This window comes from Pseudomonas cichorii (assembly GCF_018343775.1).
GTDB lineage: Bacteria > Pseudomonadota > Gammaproteobacteria > Pseudomonadales > Pseudomonadaceae > Aquipseudomonas > Aquipseudomonas cichorii.
Genome location: NZ_CP074349.1, coordinates 1,450,663 through 1,472,133, shown reverse-complemented (window position 1 = coordinate 1,472,133; position 21,471 = coordinate 1,450,663). Strand labels below are relative to the sequence as shown.

At 56.2% G+C, this 21,471-nt stretch carries 24 protein-coding genes, 1 tRNA gene and 1 pseudogene; 5 read left to right on the top strand and 21 right to left on the bottom strand.

The window, feature by feature from the left end:
- Positions 1-168: 168 nt before the first annotated feature.
- A complete protein-coding gene (locus KGD89_RS06600; protein WP_025259014.1) occupies positions 169-957 on the bottom strand; it encodes an OBAP family protein in 789 nt (262 codons plus the stop codon).
- A gap of 231 nt (positions 958-1,188) precedes the next feature.
- Between KGD89_RS06600 and KGD89_RS06595 the strand changes: the two genes are divergently transcribed.
- Positions 1,189-1,704 carry a DUF4142 domain-containing protein gene (locus KGD89_RS06595; protein ID WP_025259013.1) on the top strand — a complete coding sequence of 172 codons (516 nt, stop codon included), beginning with the start codon at positions 1,189-1,191 and terminating at the stop codon, positions 1,702-1,704.
- A 206-nt stretch (positions 1,705-1,910) separates the two neighbouring features.
- Here the strand turns inward: KGD89_RS06595 and KGD89_RS06590 are convergent.
- The 18 genes from KGD89_RS06590 to KGD89_RS06505 all read right to left on the bottom strand — a co-directional run bounded on the left by KGD89_RS06590 (position 1,911) and on the right by KGD89_RS06505 (position 15,541).
- Positions 1,911-1,986 (bottom strand) — tRNA-Lys (locus tag KGD89_RS06590).
- Positions 1,987-2,049: 63 nt separating this feature from the next.
- Positions 2,050-2,724 (bottom strand): 7-cyano-7-deazaguanine synthase QueC, encoded by a 675-nt coding sequence (gene queC / locus KGD89_RS06585; RefSeq protein WP_038399766.1) that lies wholly within the window; start codon positions 2,722-2,724, stop codon positions 2,050-2,052.
- 17 nt (positions 2,725-2,741) lie between these two features.
- Positions 2,742-3,389 carry a 7-carboxy-7-deazaguanine synthase QueE gene (gene queE / locus KGD89_RS06580; RefSeq protein ID WP_025259011.1) on the bottom strand — a complete coding sequence of 216 codons (648 nt, stop codon included), beginning with the start codon at positions 3,387-3,389 and terminating at the stop codon, positions 2,742-2,744.
- A gap of 171 nt (positions 3,390-3,560) precedes the next feature.
- Positions 3,561-4,376, bottom strand: coding sequence for a tol-pal system protein YbgF (gene ybgF / locus KGD89_RS06575; protein WP_038399765.1), 816 nt, complete (start codon positions 4,374-4,376; stop codon positions 3,561-3,563).
- A gap of 6 nt (positions 4,377-4,382) precedes the next feature.
- On the bottom strand, positions 4,383-4,880 hold the full coding sequence (pal, locus tag KGD89_RS06570) for a peptidoglycan-associated lipoprotein Pal (RefSeq protein WP_025259009.1): 498 nt from the start codon (positions 4,878-4,880) through the stop codon (positions 4,383-4,385).
- A gap of 52 nt (positions 4,881-4,932) precedes the next feature.
- Positions 4,933-6,234 carry a Tol-Pal system beta propeller repeat protein TolB gene (gene tolB / locus KGD89_RS06565; protein WP_025259008.1) on the bottom strand — a complete coding sequence of 434 codons (1,302 nt, stop codon included), beginning with the start codon at positions 6,232-6,234 and terminating at the stop codon, positions 4,933-4,935.
- Positions 6,231-7,283 (bottom strand): cell envelope integrity protein TolA, encoded by a 1,053-nt coding sequence (gene tolA, locus KGD89_RS06560; RefSeq protein WP_025259007.1) that lies wholly within the window; start codon positions 7,281-7,283, stop codon positions 6,231-6,233. Before tolA ends, tolB begins: the two co-directional genes overlap by 4 nt.
- Positions 7,283-7,747 carry a protein TolR gene (gene tolR, locus KGD89_RS06555; RefSeq protein ID WP_002554654.1) on the bottom strand — a complete coding sequence of 155 codons (465 nt, stop codon included), beginning with the start codon at positions 7,745-7,747 and terminating at the stop codon, positions 7,283-7,285. The genes tolA and tolR overlap by 1 nt, the downstream gene beginning before the upstream one ends.
- 14 nt (positions 7,748-7,761) lie before the next feature.
- Positions 7,762-8,457, bottom strand: coding sequence for a protein TolQ (tolQ, locus tag KGD89_RS06550; protein ID WP_025259006.1), 696 nt, complete (start codon positions 8,455-8,457; stop codon positions 7,762-7,764).
- The gene (gene ybgC / locus KGD89_RS06545) at positions 8,447-8,914 is read right to left on the bottom strand and encodes a tol-pal system-associated acyl-CoA thioesterase (protein WP_025259005.1); all 468 of its coding nucleotides are present in this window, start codon (positions 8,912-8,914) and stop codon (positions 8,447-8,449) included. The genes tolQ and ybgC overlap by 11 nt, the downstream gene beginning before the upstream one ends.
- Before the next feature lie 136 nt (positions 8,915-9,050).
- Positions 9,051-10,109 (bottom strand): Holliday junction branch migration DNA helicase RuvB, encoded by a 1,059-nt coding sequence (gene ruvB / locus KGD89_RS06540; protein WP_025259004.1) that lies wholly within the window; start codon positions 10,107-10,109, stop codon positions 9,051-9,053.
- Positions 10,110-10,718, bottom strand: coding sequence for a Holliday junction branch migration protein RuvA (ruvA, locus tag KGD89_RS06535; RefSeq protein WP_025259003.1), 609 nt, complete (start codon positions 10,716-10,718; stop codon positions 10,110-10,112).
- A gap of 114 nt (positions 10,719-10,832) precedes the next feature.
- Positions 10,833-11,357, bottom strand: a complete 525-nt coding sequence (gene ruvC, locus KGD89_RS06530) for a crossover junction endodeoxyribonuclease RuvC (protein WP_025259002.1) — start codon at positions 11,355-11,357, stop codon at positions 10,833-10,835.
- A gap of 130 nt (positions 11,358-11,487) precedes the next feature.
- Positions 11,488-12,234: a YebC/PmpR family DNA-binding transcriptional regulator gene (locus KGD89_RS06525; protein ID WP_025259001.1), complete on the bottom strand. Its 747-nt coding sequence runs from the start codon at positions 12,232-12,234 to the stop codon at positions 11,488-11,490.
- Positions 12,235-12,350: 116 nt separating this feature from the next.
- Entirely contained in the window at positions 12,351-14,126 is a 1,776-nt protein-coding gene (gene aspS / locus KGD89_RS06520) for an aspartate--tRNA ligase (RefSeq protein ID WP_025259000.1), read from the bottom strand.
- 265 nt (positions 14,127-14,391) lie between these two features.
- The gene (locus KGD89_RS06515) at positions 14,392-14,733 is read right to left on the bottom strand and encodes a ribbon-helix-helix domain-containing protein (RefSeq protein WP_051427717.1); all 342 of its coding nucleotides are present in this window, start codon (positions 14,731-14,733) and stop codon (positions 14,392-14,394) included.
- A 134-nt stretch (positions 14,734-14,867) separates the two neighbouring features.
- A complete protein-coding gene (locus tag KGD89_RS06510) occupies positions 14,868-15,101 on the bottom strand; it encodes a hypothetical protein (RefSeq protein ID WP_143008708.1) in 234 nt (77 codons plus the stop codon).
- On the bottom strand, positions 15,068-15,541 hold the full coding sequence (locus KGD89_RS06505) for a Dps family protein (protein WP_025258998.1): 474 nt from the start codon (positions 15,539-15,541) through the stop codon (positions 15,068-15,070). Before KGD89_RS06505 ends, KGD89_RS06510 begins: the two co-directional genes overlap by 34 nt.
- Before the next feature lie 459 nt (positions 15,542-16,000).
- Between KGD89_RS06505 and KGD89_RS26325 the strand changes: the two are divergent.
- Positions 16,001-16,261: pseudogene (locus KGD89_RS26325) on the top strand (cold shock domain-containing protein membrane protein); the annotation flags it as partial.
- A gap of 108 nt (positions 16,262-16,369) precedes the next feature.
- A complete protein-coding gene (locus tag KGD89_RS26320) occupies positions 16,370-16,591 on the top strand; it encodes a cold shock domain-containing protein (RefSeq protein ID WP_004667445.1) in 222 nt (73 codons plus the stop codon).
- 66 nt (positions 16,592-16,657) lie between these two features.
- On the opposite strand, the gene KGD89_RS06495 is transcribed toward KGD89_RS26320, so the two are convergent.
- Positions 16,658-16,864: a SlyX family protein gene (locus KGD89_RS06495; RefSeq protein WP_025258996.1), complete on the bottom strand. Its 207-nt coding sequence runs from the start codon at positions 16,862-16,864 to the stop codon at positions 16,658-16,660.
- 2 nt (positions 16,865-16,866) lie between these two features.
- Entirely contained in the window at positions 16,867-17,292 is a 426-nt protein-coding gene (locus KGD89_RS06490) for an HIT domain-containing protein (RefSeq protein ID WP_025258995.1), read from the bottom strand.
- Positions 17,293-18,213: 921 nt separating this feature from the next.
- On the opposite strand from KGD89_RS06490, the gene KGD89_RS06485 reads away from it, so the two are divergent.
- Together KGD89_RS06485 and KGD89_RS06480 are read left to right on the top strand one after the other, a co-directional pair.
- Positions 18,214-19,563 (top strand): OprD family porin, encoded by a 1,350-nt coding sequence (locus tag KGD89_RS06485; protein WP_025258994.1) that lies wholly within the window; start codon positions 18,214-18,216, stop codon positions 19,561-19,563.
- Between the two features lie 172 nt (positions 19,564-19,735).
- Positions 19,736-21,451 (top strand): proline--tRNA ligase, encoded by a 1,716-nt coding sequence (locus tag KGD89_RS06480; protein WP_025258993.1) that lies wholly within the window; start codon positions 19,736-19,738, stop codon positions 21,449-21,451.
- The last annotated feature ends 20 nt before the right edge of the window (positions 21,452-21,471 follow it).

Sequence of the window (21,471 nt, the reverse complement as noted above, 5' to 3'; positions counted from 1 at the left end):
CAATCAGAGAAGAGTTCGTGAGGAGATTCAGGAATTCGACGCAAGCGGGCAAGGCTATCAGCAGCAAAAAGATCACTCCATAGTGCACATGTGCTATAGGAAAACCTGAATTTTCATGAAACCGGCCAGCACTACTCGGCCCGTCGAAGCGCTGGTCGGGCACATCTCTTACTTTTTCGGCCCAGGCGAGCCTGGTTTGTGAGACTGGTTAACCGTCGGGTCCTGAATCTGTATCACCCGCCCTTCGCGCCACGCATCAGCGCCCGGCAACACCGCGGGCGCGACGATATCGTCCCTGGCAGCCTTTCGTTCAGCACTCCTGATGCCAAACCGCTCATCACGCTCTGACACCCTCCTCTCATCTGCCTGGCCATCAGCGGTAAAGCCCATCATCAATTGAGGAACGCCCAGCGGCAGTTGCTTATCCATATCGGTATGCCAGGTATGCCAAGTCTTGCCGTAGGTCCCCACAAGCTTTTCCATCAAAGCATGCTCTGCCGGCTGCGGGATACCCGGCGCGAACAACTGTCCTGATTTGACCTCGTGCGCATGGCTATGCCAGAGCGCCTTTTCCTGCTCGGGAAGCGTGGTGAACAGTTGCTCGCTGATGATGTACTCCACGCCCATCAACTTGGCATCTTTCATGTTGCCGTCGAAAATCGCGCACTGAATGACCTCTTCATTGAGGATCGAGCAGTAATGATGGGCTTCCATCTGGTCTTGCATGCGGCCATTGTAAAAATGGAAGCCGTTGAGGTAGGCATTCAGCTCATTGATGGGCGGACGGCTCTGCAACGCATCCGCCCCGACATCAAGAGCCTGGGTCAGCGGCGCCTTGGCTTCCCCCGGCGCCACCACTGCAGATTCTGTATTGCTCTCGCCACATGCCAGCAACATCCCCAGACACAGCGAAACGGTTGAACACTCCAGCGCTATACGCCAATTGAAACCCTTCATCTTCCCCTCCCTGACCGTTCGAGGTCGTACCGGTGACGGCAACAAGGTTGAGAACCCTCGCACACCGACAGGTTTCGACTTTCTGCCAGACAGGGAACAGCAGGCATGAAACCGGGCCGGTCAGGCACATGCACTTCGGGAAAAAGGCTGAACGAATCGGGAAAGCCCTCAGTCCGAACTCATACAAGCCGTAAATACACGCCCCATAAGACTGATAAAAGGAAGGATCAAATGGCTCACCTAATCAAAACATCCGCACTCGCACTGTTGATTTCCCTGGCTGGCCAGACGGCCCTCGCCGCTCAGGATAGCGACGATTTCGTGGAGGATGCTTCTGCCAAAGGTATTGCCGAAGTGGAAGCCGGCAAGCTTGCGCAGGAAAAAGGCAGCTCTGCCGATGTGAAAAGCTTCGCAGACAAGATGATCAAAGATCACACGGCAGCCAACAATAAGCTCAAGGCTCTGGCCGAAAGCAAGAATCTGGAGGTTTCCAGCGACGCGCAAATGATGGACAAAGCGAAGTCGATGGTGCTGGAGCTACGCAGCGCCAAGTCTTTCGACCAGGCCTACGCCAACAACCAGGTAAAGGCCCATGAGGAAGCCATCGCTCTCTTCGAGGAGGAAGCGGCAAACGGTGAGGATGCCGAACTCAAGGCTTTCGCTGCAGATACGCTGCCCAAGCTGAAGGAGCATCTCGTTCATGCGAAAGAGCTGGCAAAAGCTCATGGCGGCAACGCCGGCAATTGAAGCTAACGCTTCGCCAGGCTTGTGAGTCTGGCGAAGCTGCAAGCTGCAAAAAGATCGGGGTTGGAGGTATTGCAGGCAAACCTATAGCATCTAAAGCAGAGATTTTGCTTTCATTGAAGAGTGCTAGAAGGATTTTGTTTCGTATCAGATCGAGTGATCTGTATCTTTTTGACAGGCCTTGAGCATGTCGCTCAAGGCCAGAAAAATGGTGGGTCGTGTAGGATTCGAACCTACGACCAATTGGTTAAAAGCCAACTGCTCTACCAACTGAGCTAACGACCCTCTGTTGTGTGGCGCGTATATTACTGATTTTTATCAGTAATTCAACACCTTTTTGTAAAAAGATTAAAAATAACGTGTCGGGTCTGCAATACCGGCGGCGGCGAAGCCTTCTGCGCGCAGACGACAGCTGTCGCATTTGCCACAGGCACGACCTTCGTCATCGGCCTGGTAGCAGGAAACGGTCAGTCCGTAATCGACGCCCAGAGCAACACCCGCCTTGACGATGTCGGACTTGCTGAGGTTTTGCAGCGGCGCACGAATGGTGAAGCCCTGCCCTTCCACACCGGCTTTGGTCGCCAGATTGGCCATGCGCTCGAACGACTCGACGAACTCGGGGCGGCAATCCGGGTAACCCGAATAGTCCACGGCATTGACGCCGATAAAGATGTCGCGTGCTTCCAGCACTTCTGCCCAGCCGAGGGCCAAGGACAGGAAGACGGTATTGCGCGCGGGCACATAGGTGACCGGGATGCCTTCAGTCGGTGCCTCCGGAACGGCAATGGAGCTGTCGGTCAATGCCGATCCACCGATGCCATTGAGGTTAAGGCCGATGACCTTGTGCTCGATGACGCCCAAGTCCCGTGCGACACGTGCAGCAGCGTTCAGCTCTGCGCGGTGGCGCTGGCCATAGTCGAAGCTCATGGTGTAACAGGCGTAGCCCTCGGCACGAGCCATGGCAACGACAGTGGCTGAATCAAGCCCGCCGGACAGCAGGATTACGGCTCGTTTCTCGGTCATGGTCAATTCACTCATTTTCAGCGCCCCGGCTCGTCGTCCCAAAGAATTTTATGCAACTGCATCTGCAAGCGGACCGGCAGGTTGTCTGCCACGATCCAGTCGGCCAGATCACGGCCTTTCAGCTCATGGTGGCTGGCAGAAAACAGCACTTCACCAGCGCGCTTGTCCAGCCCGTACTGAATCAGCTTGGACACAGCCCAGTCATAGTCGTCCCTGGAACAGATCACAAACTTGACCTGATCGTTGGGCGTCAGCAATTCCATGTTTTCGTAGCGATTGCGAGCAACTTCCTTGGAGCCTGGGGTCTTCAGGTCGACGACGCGACTGACACGACTGTCTACAGCCGAGATATCCAGGGCACCACTGGTTTCCAGCGAAACCTCGTAACCGGCATCACACAGGCGCTCGAGCAAGGGAATGGCATTGGGCTGGGCAAGCGGTTCACCACCGGTTACACAGACATAACGCGGACGATAGGCAGCGACCTGCTCAAGGATGTCTTCCAGCGACAGGATCTTTCCGCCGCTGAATGCATAGGCACTGTCGCAATACTGGCAGCGCAGCGGACAACCCGTGAGGCGCACGAATACGGTGGGTAGCCCAGCCGTACGAGTTTCACCCTGCAACGAGTAAAAGATTTCGGTGATACGTAATGTGTCTTGCATATGGGCCACGGGCGTAACAGCTAAACAGGCCGTCCGCCTCCGTCAGGCACTTCAAGGCACCCTGCACTCGCAGAATCCAGTGAAGCGTAATGATTACCGGAATTTCGGGTGCGAAATTCTAACGAAAAAAGCCGCGACAAGCGCGGCTTTCTTGAATGGCGGGCTCAGGCATCAGAGACGCTGAAGATCCCGCTGTGCCAATTGTGCAGCCGAAGTGCCCGGATACTGGGCCACGACTTGCTGCAGGATGCCTTTGACCTTGTCGGTGTGGCCGAGGCGACGCTCGACATCGGCCAGCTTGTAAAGCGAATCAGGTACCTTGGCGTGCTTTGGGTACAACTGACTGACCTTGGCAAATGCCTGACCAGCGCCTTGAAGATCGCCTTTGGCCAGATTCACTTCACCCAGCCAGTATTGGGCGTTGCCCGCATACGAGCTGTTTGGGTACTTGCGCAGGAAAGCGGTAAAAGCCTGACTGGCTTTATCGAAATCCTTGGCCTTGATCAAATCGAAGGCAGCTTCGTAATAGAGCTTTTCCTTCGCCGGGTCAGGAGGCTCTGTGCCTGCTGCCGGAGCCTGAGCCGCTGGGGCTGAAGGCGTCCCGCTGGCGTCGATACTGCCGCCAGAAGGTTGGGAATTATTGGTAGCTGCAGCGGCTGCGCCACTGGAGATACGCGAGTCGAGATCCTGATAACGCTCCAGCGCTTCCTGCTTCATGCGCTGAATATCGTTCTGCTGGACTTCAACGAGACCACGCAAGCGCGCGATTTCTTCCTGCATTTGCTGCAATTGCATGAACAGCTGACCATTTGCCGAGGTCGGGGCCGAAACCCCTCCCCCGGCATAGGCGCCGGACGTGCCATAACCAGCTGGCGGATAACTGCTGCTGCCAGAGCCAGAATTGTCATCGACCACAGGAACCGCACCCCACGCTGAAAGCGGGAGGGTGAGGGCCAAAACGGTTAGAGCACGTCGGCACGTTCGCATGTCAAATTACTTACGCAGTTCGACGCGACGGTTTTGAGCCCAGGACTGCTCGTCGTTGCCGGTAGCAACTGGACGCTCTTCGCCGTAGGAAACCAGTTCCAGCTGAGCTGGGGAAACACCTTGCAGAACCAGGTAGCGTTGAACGGCTTTCGCACGACGCTCGCCCAGAGCCATGTTGTACTCACGAGTACCACGCTCGTCGGTGTTGCCTTCCAGAACGACGCGAGCGCCGTTTGCTTTCAGGTCCTTGGCATGCACGTCCAGAGCACGCAGTGCTTCTGGCTTCAGATCCGAACTGTCGTATTCGAAGTAGAAGGTGGTGATTGCACGCAGAGCAGCTTCTTCGCTCAGGCTGCCATCTACAGCGCCAGTGTTGGCACCGTAACCAGCGTTAGGGTCAACAGCGCCAGCGCCAGCGTTATCGCCGCCTTTGGACGAGCAACCAACAGCTACAGCCATGGCCAGAGCCAGCGCAGCAAACTTACCAAACTTCAACATTTCCATCTTGAAACTCCTAATGAACCCCAGTGTGTTAAGCAAATCGTGTAGCGCCGCGTCAGTTCAGGTAAGGGGACCAGGAAGGTTCTCTGACTTCGCCTTGAGCGGTAGGAAGCGGGAGCCTTACGCGTCCGTTAATGGACACGAGCATCAAGACTCCCCGGCCCTGCTGGCGGGTGGCGTAGATTACCATGGTGCCGTTGGGCGCAACAGTAGGCGACTCATCAAGGTTGCTATCTGTGAGGATTTTTACACTTCCGCGAGCCAAATCCTGTACAGCTACCTTGAAATTAGTGAAGCCGTCCTGCCGGTGAATCATTACCAGCGTCTTTTCATCGGCTGACAATTTCGGGTTGGCATTGTAGTTACCCACGAACGTTACACGCTCGGCACCACCGCCATTGATGTTGGTCTTGTAGATCTGTGGCTTGCCGCCACGGTCCGACGTGAAGTACAGCGTAGAGCCGTCCTTGCCGAAAAACGGTTCGGTATCGATGGACGAATCGTTGGTCACGCGAGTCAGCTGACGGGAAGCCAGGTTGATCACGTAAACCTCGGGGTTGCCATCCTTGGACAGTACGAACGCCAGCTTGCCGCCATCGGGCGACCATGCAGGCGCGCCGTTGAGGCCTTCGAAGTTGGTGATCTGCTCACGACGACCGGTATCGATGTGCTGCACGAAAATACGTGGACGCTTCTGCTCGAACGATACGTAGGCGATACGCTTGCCATCCGGCGCAAAGCGTGGCGACAGGATCGGCTCGCGGGACTGCAGCAGCGTTACAGCACGCGCACCGTCGTAGTCCGAACGTTGCAGGGTGTAACGGGTGTTGCTTTCAGAGAAACGTTCGGCAGTCACGTACAGCATGCGGGTGGAGAACGCGCCCTTGATGCCGGTCAGTTTTTCAAACGACTGGTCGGCAATGTAGTGCGCCATGTCCCGCAACTGGTCATTGGTGCCCGACACGCTGCCGGTCAGGACCTGCTGCTCGGTGGCAACGTTGAACAGAGCGTACTGGATCTGCAGACGACCGCCCGCCGGGACGATGTTACCGACCATGACGTACTGCGCATTCAGGGCCTTCCAGTCACGGAAGATGATTTCGCTTGCCTGGGTCGGCAAGCTGATCATGTTCTGTTTTGGAATCGGCGAGTAGTAACCCGAGTTGCGCAGGTCGTTACTCACGATATCGGCCATGTCTTCAGGCAGCACATTGCCGCCCTGCCAGCCAAAAGGCACCACGGCAATCGGAGTGGCGCGGTCACTTCCGCTGGTGACCATGATGTTCTTTTCTTCCGCAACGGCTAAGCCCGCCGCACAGCAAAGAACCAAAAGCAGTCCTCGAAGAAGGTTAATCACAAGGCTAGATCCTCAGGTGTGAATGTCATCTTGAATGAACGATAGGGAGCGAAGTCCGCTGGCTTCAAACCCTGCATTTCTGTCAAACGACCAATATTCTTGACCGCTGCCACTGCCGAACTGTCGAACGGACCGTCACCACTGGACCTGGCAATAGTCACCGAAGTCACTGTGCCGTCCGGCAACATGCCGATCTGCAATACCACTGCCATGCCTTTGCGCGCCGATGGTGGGCGAGCCCAGCCTTCGGATGCACGCAGACGAATCAGGTCATCGAAGTTACCCGCTACCTCATCGCCCACTTCATCGGCCAGAGCCTGTTGACGCTGAGGCTTGTCGGAAAGCAGGTCAGCCAGAGCCTGTGCCTTCTTGTCCTCGGCAGCCTTGCGCGCAGCTTCCTGAGCCTTTTTGGCTGAGTCGGCAGCAGCTTTCTTCTTGGCGTCCTCGGCAGCCTTTTTCTTCGCGTCTTCAGCCGCTTTTTTCTTCGCTTCATCGGCAGCCTGTTTCTTGGCTTCCTCGGCGGCGGCCTTCTTGGCGTCTTCCTCGGCTTTTTTCTTCGCTTCTTCTTCGGCTTTCTTCTTGGCTACATCAGCCAATTGTTTCTCTTCGGCCTTTTTCGCATCGGCAGCTTTCTTGGCGTCATCGGCCTTTTTGGCTTCCTCGGCTTTCTGTTCGGCTTTCTTGGCCTCGTCAGCAGCCTTCTGTTCTTCGGCTTTTTGAGCAGCCTCTTCTTTCTTTTGTTCCGCAGCCTTTACAGCTTCCTGTTTCTGCTGCTCGATCTTCTTCTGCTCCAGCTGCTCGACTTCAGTCTGTCGTGCAGCGGCTTTCTTTGCCTCGCCGGCAATCTTCTGGTTGGTCTGGGTCGTCGCCTGACTCTTGGACTTGAGTTGATACAGAGTAGCCTGAACCACAGGTTTGGCCTCCGGCAACTCGGGAGTCATGGCAAAGCTCACGAAAAGCATGCCAAAAATCAGGATATGCAGGCCAACGGCCCAGACAGAGGGCCAGAAGTAGCTTTCCGAGGCAGACGGCTCTCGAATCGGCTGCATCAGGGGGCCTCAGTAATCAAGCCAACATTCCCTACACCAGCTTTCTGCAGCCCGCCCATCGTGCCCATGACAGAACCGTAATCAACGGTCTTGTCACCACGAATGAACACCTGCGTCTGCTTGCCGGCATCACGACCGGCAGCGACTATCTTGGTCACGGCAGCGGTCAATTGCGGCAGGGTCATTGCCTTGTCCATCTGTTTGTCGGTATCGACTTCGCTGCCAAGGTTCCAGTAGTAGGTCTTGTCAGCCTTGATCGAAATGGTCAGGACCTGATTGTTGTTGTCTTGCGGCAAAGCCTCGCTGGAGACCTTGGGCAAGTCGACTTTCACGCCCTGATTGATCATGGGAGCGGTCACCATGAAGATGACGAGCAGCACCAGCATCACGTCGATGTATGGCACTACGTTCATTTCGGCGACCGGCTTGCGTTTTCTGCGACGATCTCGAGCGATTAAAGCCATGGGGAATTACCTGCTCACTCTTCGCTGGTATGCACTTTACGGTGCAGGATCGCCTGGAATTCGTCGGCGAACGTGTAGTAACGACTGATCAGAGTCTCGCTGCGAGCGGCAAAACGGTTGTAAGCGATAACAGCAGGGATTGCCGCGAACAGGCCGATGGCCGTTGCGATCAATGCCTCGGCAATGCCGGGAGCCACAGTAGCCAGGGTTGCCTGCTGCGCAGTCGCCAGACCGCGGAAAGAGTTCATGATGCCCCAGACCGTACCGAACAGACCGATATAAGGGCTGGTGGAACCTACGGTAGCCAGGAACGGCAGGCCGGCTTCCAGCTTTTCTTCTTCACGGGAGATCGCAACGCGCATGGCACGAGCCACGCCTTCCATCACGGCATCTGGATCGACGCCAGCCTGCTGACGCAGACGGGAGAATTCCTTGAAGCCGGCACGGAAGATCTGCTCTACGCCGGAATCCGGATCAGGGTTGCTGCCCGCCTGGCGATACAGCTTGGACAGATCGATGCCCGACCAGAAACGCTCCTCGAAGCTGTCCAGTGCGCGTCGACCGGCACGCAGCATGTTGCCGCGCTGAAAAATCACGATCCACGAAGTGACTGAAGCAGCCACAAGCATCAGCATCACCAACTGAACAACAATGCTGGCATTGCTGACCAAACTCCACATGGAGGAATGGTCGACTACGTTAGCTTCCACGCTTTATCTCCTGCTCTGAATGTATGCCCGCGCCGCTCTGGTCGGCAAAGGCCGCTCGCAAAGCTTCGGGAATGGCCCGGGGTTTCAAACTATCGGCGCGTACACACGCCACCAAAAACTGCCCCTCACAGAGCAGCGTTGCATCCGCAGCCAGCCTGACCTGCTGCTTGAAGCGCAGGCTGACACGGTTCAATTCGATTACTTCAGCGCTTACCAGCAGCTCATCGTCCAGACGCGCAGGCTTGTGATAACGAGCCTCACTGGAATGCACGACGAACAGCAGGTCCTCCTTCGCAAGCTCGGACTGGGCAAAACCCAGCTCTCGCAGTTGCTCGGTACGAGCCCGCTCCATGAATTTCAAATAGTTGACGTAGTAGACGATGCCGCCTGCATCGGTGTCCTCGTAATAAACGCGACAGCGATGTGCGAACGACGGAGCCCCGTTTTGCGCGCGCATACTCTAGTGCTTACTCCTCGGGTTGCCAATCGGGTCAGGCAACTGTTTTTCATGGTTTGGCCACTTATTGATGGCTTCTGCCATCACGCTGGCAGTCTGACCACCAAAAGTGCAAATAAGTCGCTGATGGCCACTATTAATACGTCGAGCCATCAGCAAAGTCCTCCGGTGCTGGCATTTCGCCCATTCGCGAAGGAATGTTCAACCCGAAATGCAGGTAGGCATGCCGGGTAACGACCCGTCCACGCGGTGTGCGCATGATATAGCCTTGCTGGATCAAATAGGGCTCCAGCACGTCTTCGATGGTGTGCCGTTCCTCGCTGATGGCAGCCGCCAGGCTGTCTACGCCAACAGGACCGCCGTCGAACTTCTCGATCATGGTCAGCAGCAGACGCCGGTCCTGATGATCGAAACCGTGCTCGTCGACATCCAGCAGGTTCAGTGCCTTGTCGGCCGTTTGCCGGGTGATGTGGCCATTACTGCGAACCTGGGCGAAATCCCTCACGCGTCGCAACAAGCGGTTGGCGATACGGGGAGTGCCACGAGCGCGACGAGCAATTTCAAAAGCCCCTTCCGGCTCGATGGCCAGCCCCAGAATACCGGCGGAGCGTGACACGATGGTCGACAGGTCGGCGATGTTATAGAACTCCAGACGCTGAACGATCCCGAAACGGTCACGTAGCGGGTTGGTCAGCATGCCTGCGCGAGTCGTCGCCCCCACCAGGGTGAAAGGAGGCAGATCGAGCTTGATGGAGCGTGCGGCAGGACCTTCGCCAATCATGATGTCCAGTTGGAAGTCTTCCATGGCCGGATACAGCACTTCTTCGACGATAGGCGACAGGCGATGGATTTCATCGATGAACAGCACGTCGTGAGGTTCGAGATTGGTCAGAATCGCCGCCAGGTCACCCGGACGCTCCAGCACAGGGCCGGACGTGCTCTTGATCGACACCGACATTTCCTGGGCAATGATATTGGCCAGTGTGGTCTTGCCCAGCCCCGGCGGGCCGAAGATCAAGGTGTGGTCCAGGGATTCGTTGCGCCCACGCGCAGCCTGGATGAACAACTCCATCTGCTCGCGCACGGTCGGCTGACCGATGTAGTCAGCCAGGCTCAGAGGACGAATGGCACGGTCCAGTTGTTCCTCACGATCACGGCCACTGCTGGCGGTAATCAGGCGATCCGCTTCAATCACTTACGCCATCCCCTTCAAAGCACGTCGGATCAGATCTGCACTGCTCAAGCCTTTTTCCTTGATCGCAGAGACGGCCTTGCTCGCCTCTTGAGGTTTGTAGCCCAGAGAAATCAGCGCACTGACCGCATCGGACTCGGCAGATACCACAGGTTCGGCCTGATTCGGGCCATCGGAAACCAGAGCAAACGTGCCCGGCAGCGCGTCCCAGGCCTTGAAGCGATCCTTGAGTTCGACCAGCAGACGCTCGGCGGTCTTCTTGCCGACCCCCGGAATCCGGGTCAGGGCCGAAGTATCCTGCGCCTGGACGCAACGTACCAGTTCATCGACCTCAAGACCCGACATCAACGCCAGCGCCAGTTTCGGGCCGACGCCATTGAGGCGAATCAGCTCACGAAACAGCTCACGCTCGCGCTTCTCGTAAAAACCATAGAGCAGATGCGCATCTTCGCGAACCACCAGATGGGTATGCAAAGTCACCGGCTCACCCACATGCGGCAAACGATAAAGCGTTGTCATGGGTACTTCCAGCTCATAGCCGACGCCATTGACGTCCAGTACCAGATGCGGTGGCTGCTTCTCGGCGAGAAAGCCACGTAAACGTCCAATCACGTATCAGATCCTTTCGTGTTGCCCATCGCTGGCGTCGCCAGTGCAAAAATATGAACACCATCATCACAGGAGTAGCCAGACCTGCAAGCAAAAATATGCGTGCGGATGATGCAGTCAGAGACGCAGCCGACCACCGCGACTGCGTGCAGTCCCCAGACCATGGGGAATAAGACTTGAGCGCGTGTGCGCATGACACAGCGCGATGGCCAGTGCATCGGAGGCGTCGATCTGGGGTTTCTGGGTCAACTTGAGCAAATGCATGACCATCATCATCACTTGCTCCTTGTTGGCACCACCCGTGCCGGCAACTGCCTGCTTGACCTGAGTGGCCGTGTATTCGGCAATCTCCAGCCCTTCCTCGGCACCCGCCACAATGGCCGCGCCCCGGGCCTGGCCCAGTTTCAGCGCAGAATCGGCATTGCGCGCCATGAAGACCTTTTCGATCCCCATGGTGACAGGACCATGAGTCTGGATGACTTCACGCACACCGCGAAACACAATCTGCAGCCGCTCTTGCAGCTCACCGGCTCCCGTGCGAATGCAACCCGAAGCCACATAGACACAGCCGCGCCCGGTATCACGCACAACGCCATAACCGGTGATTCGCGAACCGGGGTCGATGCCAAGAATAAGAGTCATAACGCCCGCAACTTGAAAAGTAACGCAAAACAATTGATGCAGCATAAAGGCAGAAGCCGGAGGCCGATAGCGGCGTGATCATCACCGCTTCCTGCCTCCGGCCTCCAATGTACAGCGAAGCAGCCTGCAATCAGCCAAGCTGCTCCAGAACGTCATCCGGAATTTCCGCGTTGGAGTAGACGTTCTGCACGTCATCCAGGTCTTCAAGCATATCGATCAGCTTGAGCACCTTTTCAGCGGTTTCCAGATCGAGCACGGCACTGGTAGTGGGCAACATGACGATTTCCGCGTCAGAAGCCTTGAAGCCCGCCGCCTCCAGTGCGTTACGCACGGCATAGAAACCGGCGAACGAGGTGAACACGTCGATGGAGCCATCTTCGTTGCTCACGACATCGTCGGCATCAGCCTCCATAGCCGCTTCAATCAGTGCGTCTTCATCGACACCGGCCGCAAAGGAGATCTGCCCCTTGCGATCGAACAGATAAGCCACGGAACCGTCAGTACCCAGGTTGCCGCCACACTTGGTGAACGCATGACGAACGGCAGCGGCGGTACGGTTGCGGTTATCGGTCATGGCTTCAACCATGATGGCAACGCCACCGGGGCCGTAGCCCTCGTAACCCAGCTCCTCGACATCGTTGCCATCGTCGGCACCGACGCCACGTGCAACAGCACGGTCGATGGTGTCGCGGGTCATGTTGGCGCCAAGCGCCTTGTCCAGCGCCAGACGCAGACGCGGGTTGGAACCTGGATCACCACCACCCTGACGGGCAGCGACAGTCAGCTCACGAATCCACTTGGTGAAAATCTTGCCTTTCTTGGCATCCTGACGCTCTTTGCGGTGCTTGATGTTCGCCCACTTAGAATGACCTGCCATTTCTCGCTCCAGATTCTTTTTGAAACACCGTCACCTTTTACCCGCGTAAACGGGCAAAAGGCTTTTTACTCGACAGGCGCACTGCAGAGCGCATCAAAAATGCGCCCTGCCCCGCATCACTCGGCCTTCTGCTGCTCGCGCAGGCGAATGTGCAGTTCACGCAGAGCCTTGGCATCAACGACGCCAGGAGCCTGGGTCATGACATCGGCAGCGCTCTGGGTTTTCGGGAAGGCAATCACTTCACGAATCGACTGGGCACCAGTCATCAGCATCACCAGACGGTCCAGACCGAAAGCCAGGCCACCATGGGGTGGTGCGCCGTATTTCAGTGCGTCGAGCAGGAAGCCGAACTTCTCTTGCTGCTCGTCTTCGGCGATACCCAGCAGGCGGAATACAGCCTGCTGCATTTCCTTGCGGTGGATACGGATCGAACCGCCGCCAAGCTCGGTACCGTTGAGCACCATGTCGTAAGCGCGGGACAGCGCCTTGCCAGGGTTGGCTTCCAGCTCTTCAGGGGTGCACTTTGGCGCCGTGAAGGGGTGGTGCAACGCGCTGAAGCTGCCGTCGTCGTTCTCTTCGAACATCGGGAAGTCCACAACCCACATCGGTGCCCACTCGCAGGTGTGCAGCTTGAAGTCGTTACCCACCTTGATACGAAGCGCGCCCAAGGCCTCGCTGACGATCTTGGCCTTGTCCGCGCCGAAGAACACGATATCGCCATCAACCGCGCCAACGCGATCGAGGATCACATTGAGGTTGGCTTCCGGGATGTTCTTGACGATTGGCGATTGCAGGCCATCAACGCCGTTGGCGCGCTCGTTGACCTTGATGTACGCCAGGCCCTTGGCACCGTAGATGCTGACGAACTTGGTGTAATCGTCGATCTGTTTGCGCGGAATACTTGCCCCGCCAGGAACGCGCAATGCGGCAATCCGGCACTTCGGATCGTTGGCAGGACCGCTGAAGACCTTGAACTCGACGTCCTTGAGCTGATCGGCAACATCGACCAGTTCCAGAGGGTTGCGCAGGTCAGGCTTGTCGGAACCATAGCGGCGCATGGCTTCTTCGAAGGTCATGTGCGGGAATTCACCGAATTCCAGGTCCAGGACTTCCTTGAACAACTGACGAACCATCTTCTCGGTCAGACCGATGATGTCTTCTTCATTGAGGAAGCTGGTCTCGATATCGATCTGAGTGAACTCAGGCTGACGGTCGGCACGCAGGTCTTCGTCACGGAAGCATTTGGCGATCTGGTAGTAGCGGTCGAAGCCGGCAACCATCAGCAACTGCTTGAACAGCTGAGGCGACTGAGGCAAGGCAAAGAAGCTGCCAGGGTGTGTGCGGCTTGGTACCAGATAGTCGCGAGCGCCTTCAGGCGTGGCGCGAGTCAGGATCGGAGTCTCGACATCCAGGAAGCCGTTGTCATCCAGGTAGCGACGGATGCTGGTGGTGATGCGCGAGCGCAGACGCAGCTTCTCGGCCATTTCCGGACGACGCAGATCGATGAAGCGATAGCGCAGGCGGGTTTCTTCGCCGACGTCGGAGTATTCGTTCAGCGGGAACGGCGGAGTCTCGGATTCGTTCAGGACTTCCAGCTCGTAGCCCAGCACTTCGATGGCGCCGGAAGCCATGTTGGCATTGACGGCACCGGCCGGACGGGCACGCACCTTGCCGACGACCTTGACGACATATTCGCTGCGCACACGGTCGGCAGCGGCAAAGGTATCGGCACGATCGGGATCGAACACCACCTGAGCCATGCCTTCACGGTCGCGGATATCGAGGAAGATCACGCCTCCGTGGTCACGACGACGGTGGACCCATCCGCAAAGGGTAATTTCCTGACCTTCCAGACTTTCGTTCAGTTGGCCGCAATAATGGCTGCGCATCATGATGGTGTGTTCACTTCTCGTAATTCGAAATTCGGTGGGGGCTTTCGCTCCTGGCCGCTCAATAGTGCAAGGCACCGGCATCCAGCTCAAGCCAGTCCCTGCCACGCGGAGCCATGCCCGTCAGCAAGGCGAAGGATTATATAGAGTTAATCGAGGCCGTGCAGCCGAACGAACTCATCCTGTCTGGATAAGTTCGTATTAGTGCCGGGCAACAGGCTTGCGACACTGCTCGAAAGGACCCGCCAGCAGCGAGTCCGGAGAAATATCAGGCTTGAACCTGCTCAAGGCGATCAGCCTTCAAAAGGTGTGCAACACACACGACGCGGATCAGCCCGCTGAAGTTCTTCACACCGCCGTAACGCAGATGAACCTCCCTGTCGATATAAGAAAGCACTGCATTCACGGAGCAGTTATTGGATCGGGCAATCGCCGACAATATGTTCCAGTAGACCTTCTCCAGACGCAGACACGTCGCCAGACCATTAAGGCGCACCGACTTGGAGTGCGGCTGTGCCAGATTCATATTGAAATCCTCGACAAAAGGATCATTGCGTATGGACGAATGCCTGCTTAAATCTTTGACCTCACGCTCAACACCTCTGACCATGGCTATTCCACCTCTACAAAATCAATTCGAATCCCGATAAGAAACATTTAAAAATAAATAAATGCGACTCCTATAAGGCCCGATTAAAGATCTTATATCCAGCGGAACCATTACCTTGTTTCTGTAGGAGATGACTACAAAAGAATACAGAATAAGGAAACACCAAAAACGCTATAACTTAAGAAAAGTTCGCCAATGCGTTTAATATTTATACTTTTACATTTTAAAACAGGCTGCATGTGCAGCATCAGGTCGAGCGCAGGAAGGCTCGACTGCAGCGCGTTGCCAGGGGTGACGGCAACGCACTCCGGGCAGAAGGGCAACAGCCCTGCTGTCAGCGGGATTCGAGCATCGAGCGCAACATCCATGCAGTCTTCTCGTGAACCTGCATGCGCTGGGTCAACAGATCTGCAGTCGGCTCATCACTTGCTTTATCCAGCAGAGGAAAAAGACTACGAGCCGTTCGGACAACAGCCTCTTGGCCCTGAACCAGACTTCTGATCATATCTTCAGCACTCGGCACGCCTTCTTCTTCCTTGATCGAAGACAGACGAGCATAAGTCGAATATGTACCTGGCGCCGGGAAGCCAAGAGCACGAATACGCTCGGCAATGGAATCGACAGCCAGTGCCAGTTCGTTGTATTGCTCTTCAAACATCAGGTGCAGTGTGCGAAACATCGGCCCACTGACGTTCCAGTGAAAGTTGTGAGTCTTGAGGTAAAGTACATAAGTATCCGCAAGCAGATGCGAAAGACCGTCTACGATCGATTTGCGATCCTCTTCACTGATACCGATATCGATTGCCATGTTTCATGCCCTTTTAATGAGGATTGGAAAGCAGTAACAGAGCTACTTTATCAAGAGACGCCAACGGGCGCAGCCTTCTATTGGTGCACTCGCTCAAATAGGCACATCCATACAGGAAAGTAGCGCCTGAATCGTCAAGCCTGTCTGACCCCGCCCCGACAAAACGAGTTCCATGAATTCGTCAAAGGCCAGCCAGGGGCTCTGGCTCAAGGCCGTCAGCGGCCATTGAAGCAGACGCTTTACTGGCGTCAACAAAACCGGCGAGGCCTCACAGGTACTTGATTTGAGTAGAGTTCGGCTTTGCTGTTAAATACACGACGTGTCGCTACCGATCCTGCCATCCGGCTGTAGCGCATAGGCTGGACCATCGCTCGTGCATCACGCCTCCACTTTTTCAGAAGCGTACCGGGCGCTACCAGCTATTTCCTTGTGATCCTTCTTAATGTGAGCTTTTTAAAAATGTTGAAAATCGTCCACCTGGTAACAGGAGCAGCAGCCCTGCTGTTGTCCCTCATACCCAGCCTGCGTAGTGAAATGCTCCAACCCGATGCGCTTTATCTCGCTTTCTTCGGGCTGCTCAATCTTGTACTCGCTCCTGTGATCCCCTATTGGAACCGGGGACCACGCCACAACCTGCAAAATCTGGTCAGTGCTCTGCTTGTTCTTGCCGTCATCATCCAAATACTCACCCTGCTCGTTCCGCTCGATAGAATCGCCGGTCTACCAGCCGTCATGATCAGTCTGATTGTCGCTGTTGCTGCCGTTGCCCTGCACCTGGGAGTGAGTTTCTACAGATCCTCTCCTTCTCCAGCACCTCAAAGCCAGGATCTGGGCAATCGCGATACTGGCACCGTGAAGTGGTTCAACACGTCCAAGGGCTTCGGCTTCATCTCCCGTGACTCGGGCGACGATATCTTCGTACACTTTCGCGCCATTCGCGGCGAAGGTCATCGCGTACTCGTCGAAGGCCAGCGTGTCGAGTTCTCCGTAATGAACCGCGACAAAGGCCTGCAGGCCGAAGACGTCATCGCCGCATTACCGCGCCGCTGATTTCTGCCGCCCAATAAAAAACCGCGCTTTCCTCCGGGAAAGCGCGGTTTTTTTATGCAGCAACCTTCAGTAGTGAGGCGGCGGAGCGTCCTCGACGAACGTATCGAACTGACTGCCCATTTCTTCCTGACGCTTGAGCATCGCAGTCATTTGCAATTGCAGACGATCCAGCTCACGCCGCTGCACCACCAGCACATCATTCAACGCCTGAAGCGTATCTTCCTGAAAGGTCAGGCGGCTTTCCAGCTCCATGACTCGCTCTTCAAGATTCATGGTCATTCACCCTCAAATCGAAAGTCTTGCGTCAACACCGGCCTCAAGCGTTCGAGAACCGCTGCGAACTGCTCGTCCGTATAAGGAAGAGCCGGATGTTTGCCCCATACAGGCGCCGGCCAGGCAGCATCGTCACGCTTGCGAACGATGACGTGCATGTGAAGCTGACTGACAACATTACCCAGCGCCGCGACATTGAGTTTATCAGCGTCGAACGCATCCTTCAGGATTTGAGACAGAACGGTGGTTTCCTGCCACAACTGTAACTGATCCTGCGCCTCAAGCTCAAAGACTTCACTGATATCCGGGCGACGTGGCACCAGGATGAACCATGGGTAACGGGAATCATTGGACAGCAGCAGCCGACACAACGGGAAATCGCCGACAGGCAAAGTGTCCTGCTTGAGACGTGAATCCAGAACGAACACGATAAAACTCCCAGGTTGAATGTCTGGTCCGCAGGATACGCAGGATCGGGCGGCGCTTCACCCTGCAGAATGCATTTCATCAAAAGCCGGCGAACCGCCCATCGAAAAGCCTGCGCACCAACCTGCGCGCCGGCACACGACAATTGCACCAATTTGATCCCAGGGTGCCATTTATTGGCCAGACTGTACCCGCGCCCTCAAGCACGAAAAATCAGCCAAAACCGGCACATGGACATAAAAATGAAACAACGTCGTGCCAACCCTATGGGCCTATGAAAGCCGAGATCCAAGTTATGGCAGCCGTGTAACCCGACGCACCAAAACGAAACACTTTGGTATACCAGAAAGAGCGCGGATCTGCGTTTTACCCAAATAGCGGTGCCGCCAGTAACGTTTTCCGGCTTCCTGCCCTGCCGATCCACCCTCGGCAAGCCTGCAAAGCCCACCTTCAGGCATAGAAATAAAACGATTAAAAACATTCAGTTACGGGACTAAAGCCACGTAAAACCTAAAATTTCACATTTTTTTTAACTTTTTTTGAACTTTGTGCACGCTTGTTGCTTTAACACTCACACGATCACGATGACCCTGTCGGAAAACGGGGACATCAGGATCAAGGGAATGGCAGTTCACAGCTTTGAGCACCTACCCTGAAAGGCGATCTGTAACCGAATCCTGTCGATCCGGATACAAGAGCCCGAAGCTAGCAAAGCTGGATACATGATAAGGAAGTGATGCGTTTACGACCTGCGCGAAACTTTCAGCGACATCGCCGTAAAGATTTCGGAAAGACAGGTTTGCAACTATCGTAACGACGGTCAGCGTGATATAGATTTTCGCCGACAAAAAAAGAAAGAGCCGCCCAGATAAAAAAACAGGTGGGACGGCCTGAATCCTATTAAAACCAAAGGAGCAATCACGATGAGAGTGATGAAGTGGAGCGCAATCGCACTGGCAATTACTGCAGCCAGCGCCCAAATGGCAACAGCAGCACCGTTCGTCAGTGACCAGTCTGAAGCCAAGGGCTTTGTAGATGGCAGCACTCTTGACCTGAAGTTGCGCAACTACTATTACGACCGTGACAAGAAAAACACCACTGGCCCTAACCGTCGCGACGACAAAGACTGGACTCAAGGTCTGTGGGTCAACTATAGCTCCGGCTACACCCAAGGCACCGTTGGCGTCGGCGTAGAAGCATTCGGCTACTTCGGCCTGAAACTGGACGGCCAGAGAAAATACTCCGGTTCCGGCAACCTGGTAACCAGCTCCGACGGCACCAACGAAGACAGTTTTGGTAAAGGCGGCGGCGCAGTCAAATTCCGCGTCTCGAAAACCGAACTGAAAGTCGGCGACATGCAACCTGCCAACCCGGTATTTGGCGTCGGCGGTTCCCGCCTCCTGCCTCAGACCGCCAGCGGTATCAGCCTGCAAAGCAGCGAGCTCAAAGGCCTTGATGTCGAAGCGGGTCACTTCTACTCCGGCACCAGCCAGGACGATACAAGCCACAGCGGCGGCATTTTCTCTGCGTATTCAGGCGTAGAAGCAAAATCTGCCGACTATGTAGGCGGCAAGTACGCACTGACCGATAGCCTGGGCGTAGCGTTCTATGCTGCGAAACTCGAGGACATCTGGAACCAGTACTACGGTAACGTGAACTACGCACTGCCTCTGAGCGGTGACCAGTCCCTGGCTTTCGACGCCAATATCTACCGCACTGTCGACGAAGGCAGCGCCAATGCAGGCTCGATCAGCAACACGACTTATTCCGCTTCCGCAGCCTACTCGTTCCTGGCAGCACACACCGTTACCATCGCCTTCCAGAAAGTCAACGGCGACACGCCGTTCGACTACATCGGTATTGGCGACAACAACCGCCCGGGCGACTCGATCTTCCTGAACAACTCCGTTCAGTACTCCGACTTCAACGGTCCGGGCGAAAGATCCTGGCAGGTTCGTTATGACCTGAACATGGCACCTTATGGTGTTCCAGGCCTGAGTTTCATGACCCGCTACCTCAATGGTGACAACATTGACGGAACCGGCCTGGCAGCCAACTCGCGCTATCGCAACAACGATGGCACTCCGATTTATGGCGACAACGGCAAGCACCACGAAACCAACCTTGAAGCCAAATACGTCGTACAAGCCGGCCCGGCCAAGGACTTGTCCTTCCGTATCCGTCAAGCATGGCACCGTGGCAACGATGCTCAGGCAGACGGCGACGTCAACGAGTTCCGCCTGATCGTCGACTACCCGATTTCGGTCCTGTAATCACAGGCCGGTCTCTGCTACTTGAAAAAGCCCGGCTCGATTGCCGGGTTTTTTCATATCGCCACAAAAGTACTACCCTGAGACTCAGCGCCAGCCGCGCCCTGTACGCGACCGGCACACCACCGTACAATGCCGGGTCATTTCCAGTCCCAGCAACAGACAACGGCCAACCATGCGCACCAGTCAATTTTTGCTCGCCACACAGAAAGAAACCCCTTCCGATGCAGTCGTGGTCAGCCATCAGCTGCTGCTGCGTGCTGGCATGATCCGCAAACTGGCTTCCGGCCTTTACACCTGGCTGCCCATGGGCCTGCGCGTATTGCGCAAGGTAGAAGCCATCGTTCGTGAAGAAATGGACGCTGCCGGCGCACTCGAAATCCTGATGCCGGGTATCCAGCCCGCAGAACTGTGGCAGGAATCCGGTCGCTGGGAGCAATACGGCCCCGAGCTGATGCGCCTGGTAGATCGCCACAACCGTGATTTCTGCCTGGGTCCGACCCACGAGGAAGTCATTACCGATCTGGCCCGCAACGAGCTCAACAGCTACAAGCAGTTGCCGATCAACATGTACCAGATCCAGACCAAATTCCGTGACGAGATCCGCCCACGCTTTGGCCTGATGCGCGGCCGCGAGTTCGTCATGAAGGACGCCTACTCCTTCCACGCCGATCATGCTTCGTTGCAGGAAACCTACGACCGCATGCATCAGGCCTACAGCAACGTGTTCACCCGTCTGGGCCTGAAATTCCGTCCTGTAGAAGCCGACAACGGCTCCATCGGCGGTGCTGGCTCCCATGAATTCCACGTGCTGGCAGACTCCGGTGAAGACGACATCGTGTTCAGCGATGGTTCCGACTACGCCGCCAACATCGAGAAGGCCGAAGCCGTACCTCGCGAGAAGGCTCGCGGCGCTGCAACCGAAGAGCTGCGTCTGGTGGATACACCTGACACCAAGACCATCGCGCAACTGGTCGAAGGCTTCAACCTGCCTATCGAGAAGACCGTCAAGACGCTGGTTGTCCACGCTGCCGAAGAAGGCAAGCTGATCGCGCTGATCATTCGTGGCGACCACGAACTCAACGAAATCAAGGCCACCAAGCTGGAGCAGGTCGCCAATCCGCTGGTGATGGCTTCCGAAGCCGAACTGCGTGACGCCATCGGTGCAGGCGCAGGCTCCCTGGGCCCGCTGAACCTGCCACTGCCGTGCATCATCGACCGTTCGGTCGAGCTGATGAGCGACTTCGCGGTCGGTGCCAACATCGACGACAAGCACTACTTCGGCGTCAACTGGGAACGCGACCTGCCTGTACCGACCGTTGCCGACCTGCGCAACGTCGTCGCCGGCGACCCGAGCCCGGACGGCAAAGGCACGCTTGAAATCAAGCGCGGCATCGAAGTCGGCCACATCTTCCAGCTGGGCACCAAGTACAGCGAAGCAATGAAGTGCCAGGTACTGGGCGAAAACGGCAAACCCGTCAACCTGTCCATGGGTTGCTACGGTATTGGCGTCTCCCGCGTCGTGGCCGCTGCCATCGAGCAGAACAGCGATGAAAACGGGATCATCTGGAACGATACCCTGGCACCTTTCCATATCGCCCTGGTTCCACTGCGCTATGAAACGGACGCTGTTCGCGAAGCAACCGACAAGCTGTATGCCGAGCTGAAGGCCGCAGGCTTTGAGGTTCTGCTCGATGACCGCGACAAGAAAACCAGCCCGGGCATCAAGTTCGCCGACATGGAGCTGATCGGTATTCCGCATCGCATCGTGGTCAGTGATCGCGGCCTGGCCGAAGGCAATCTGGAATACAAGAGCCGAACCGAGTCGCAACCACAAGCCATTGCGGTCGCCGACGTGCTGTCGTTCATCCAGGGTCGCGTGAAACGCTGAGTCAAAGGCGCGTCCGTACT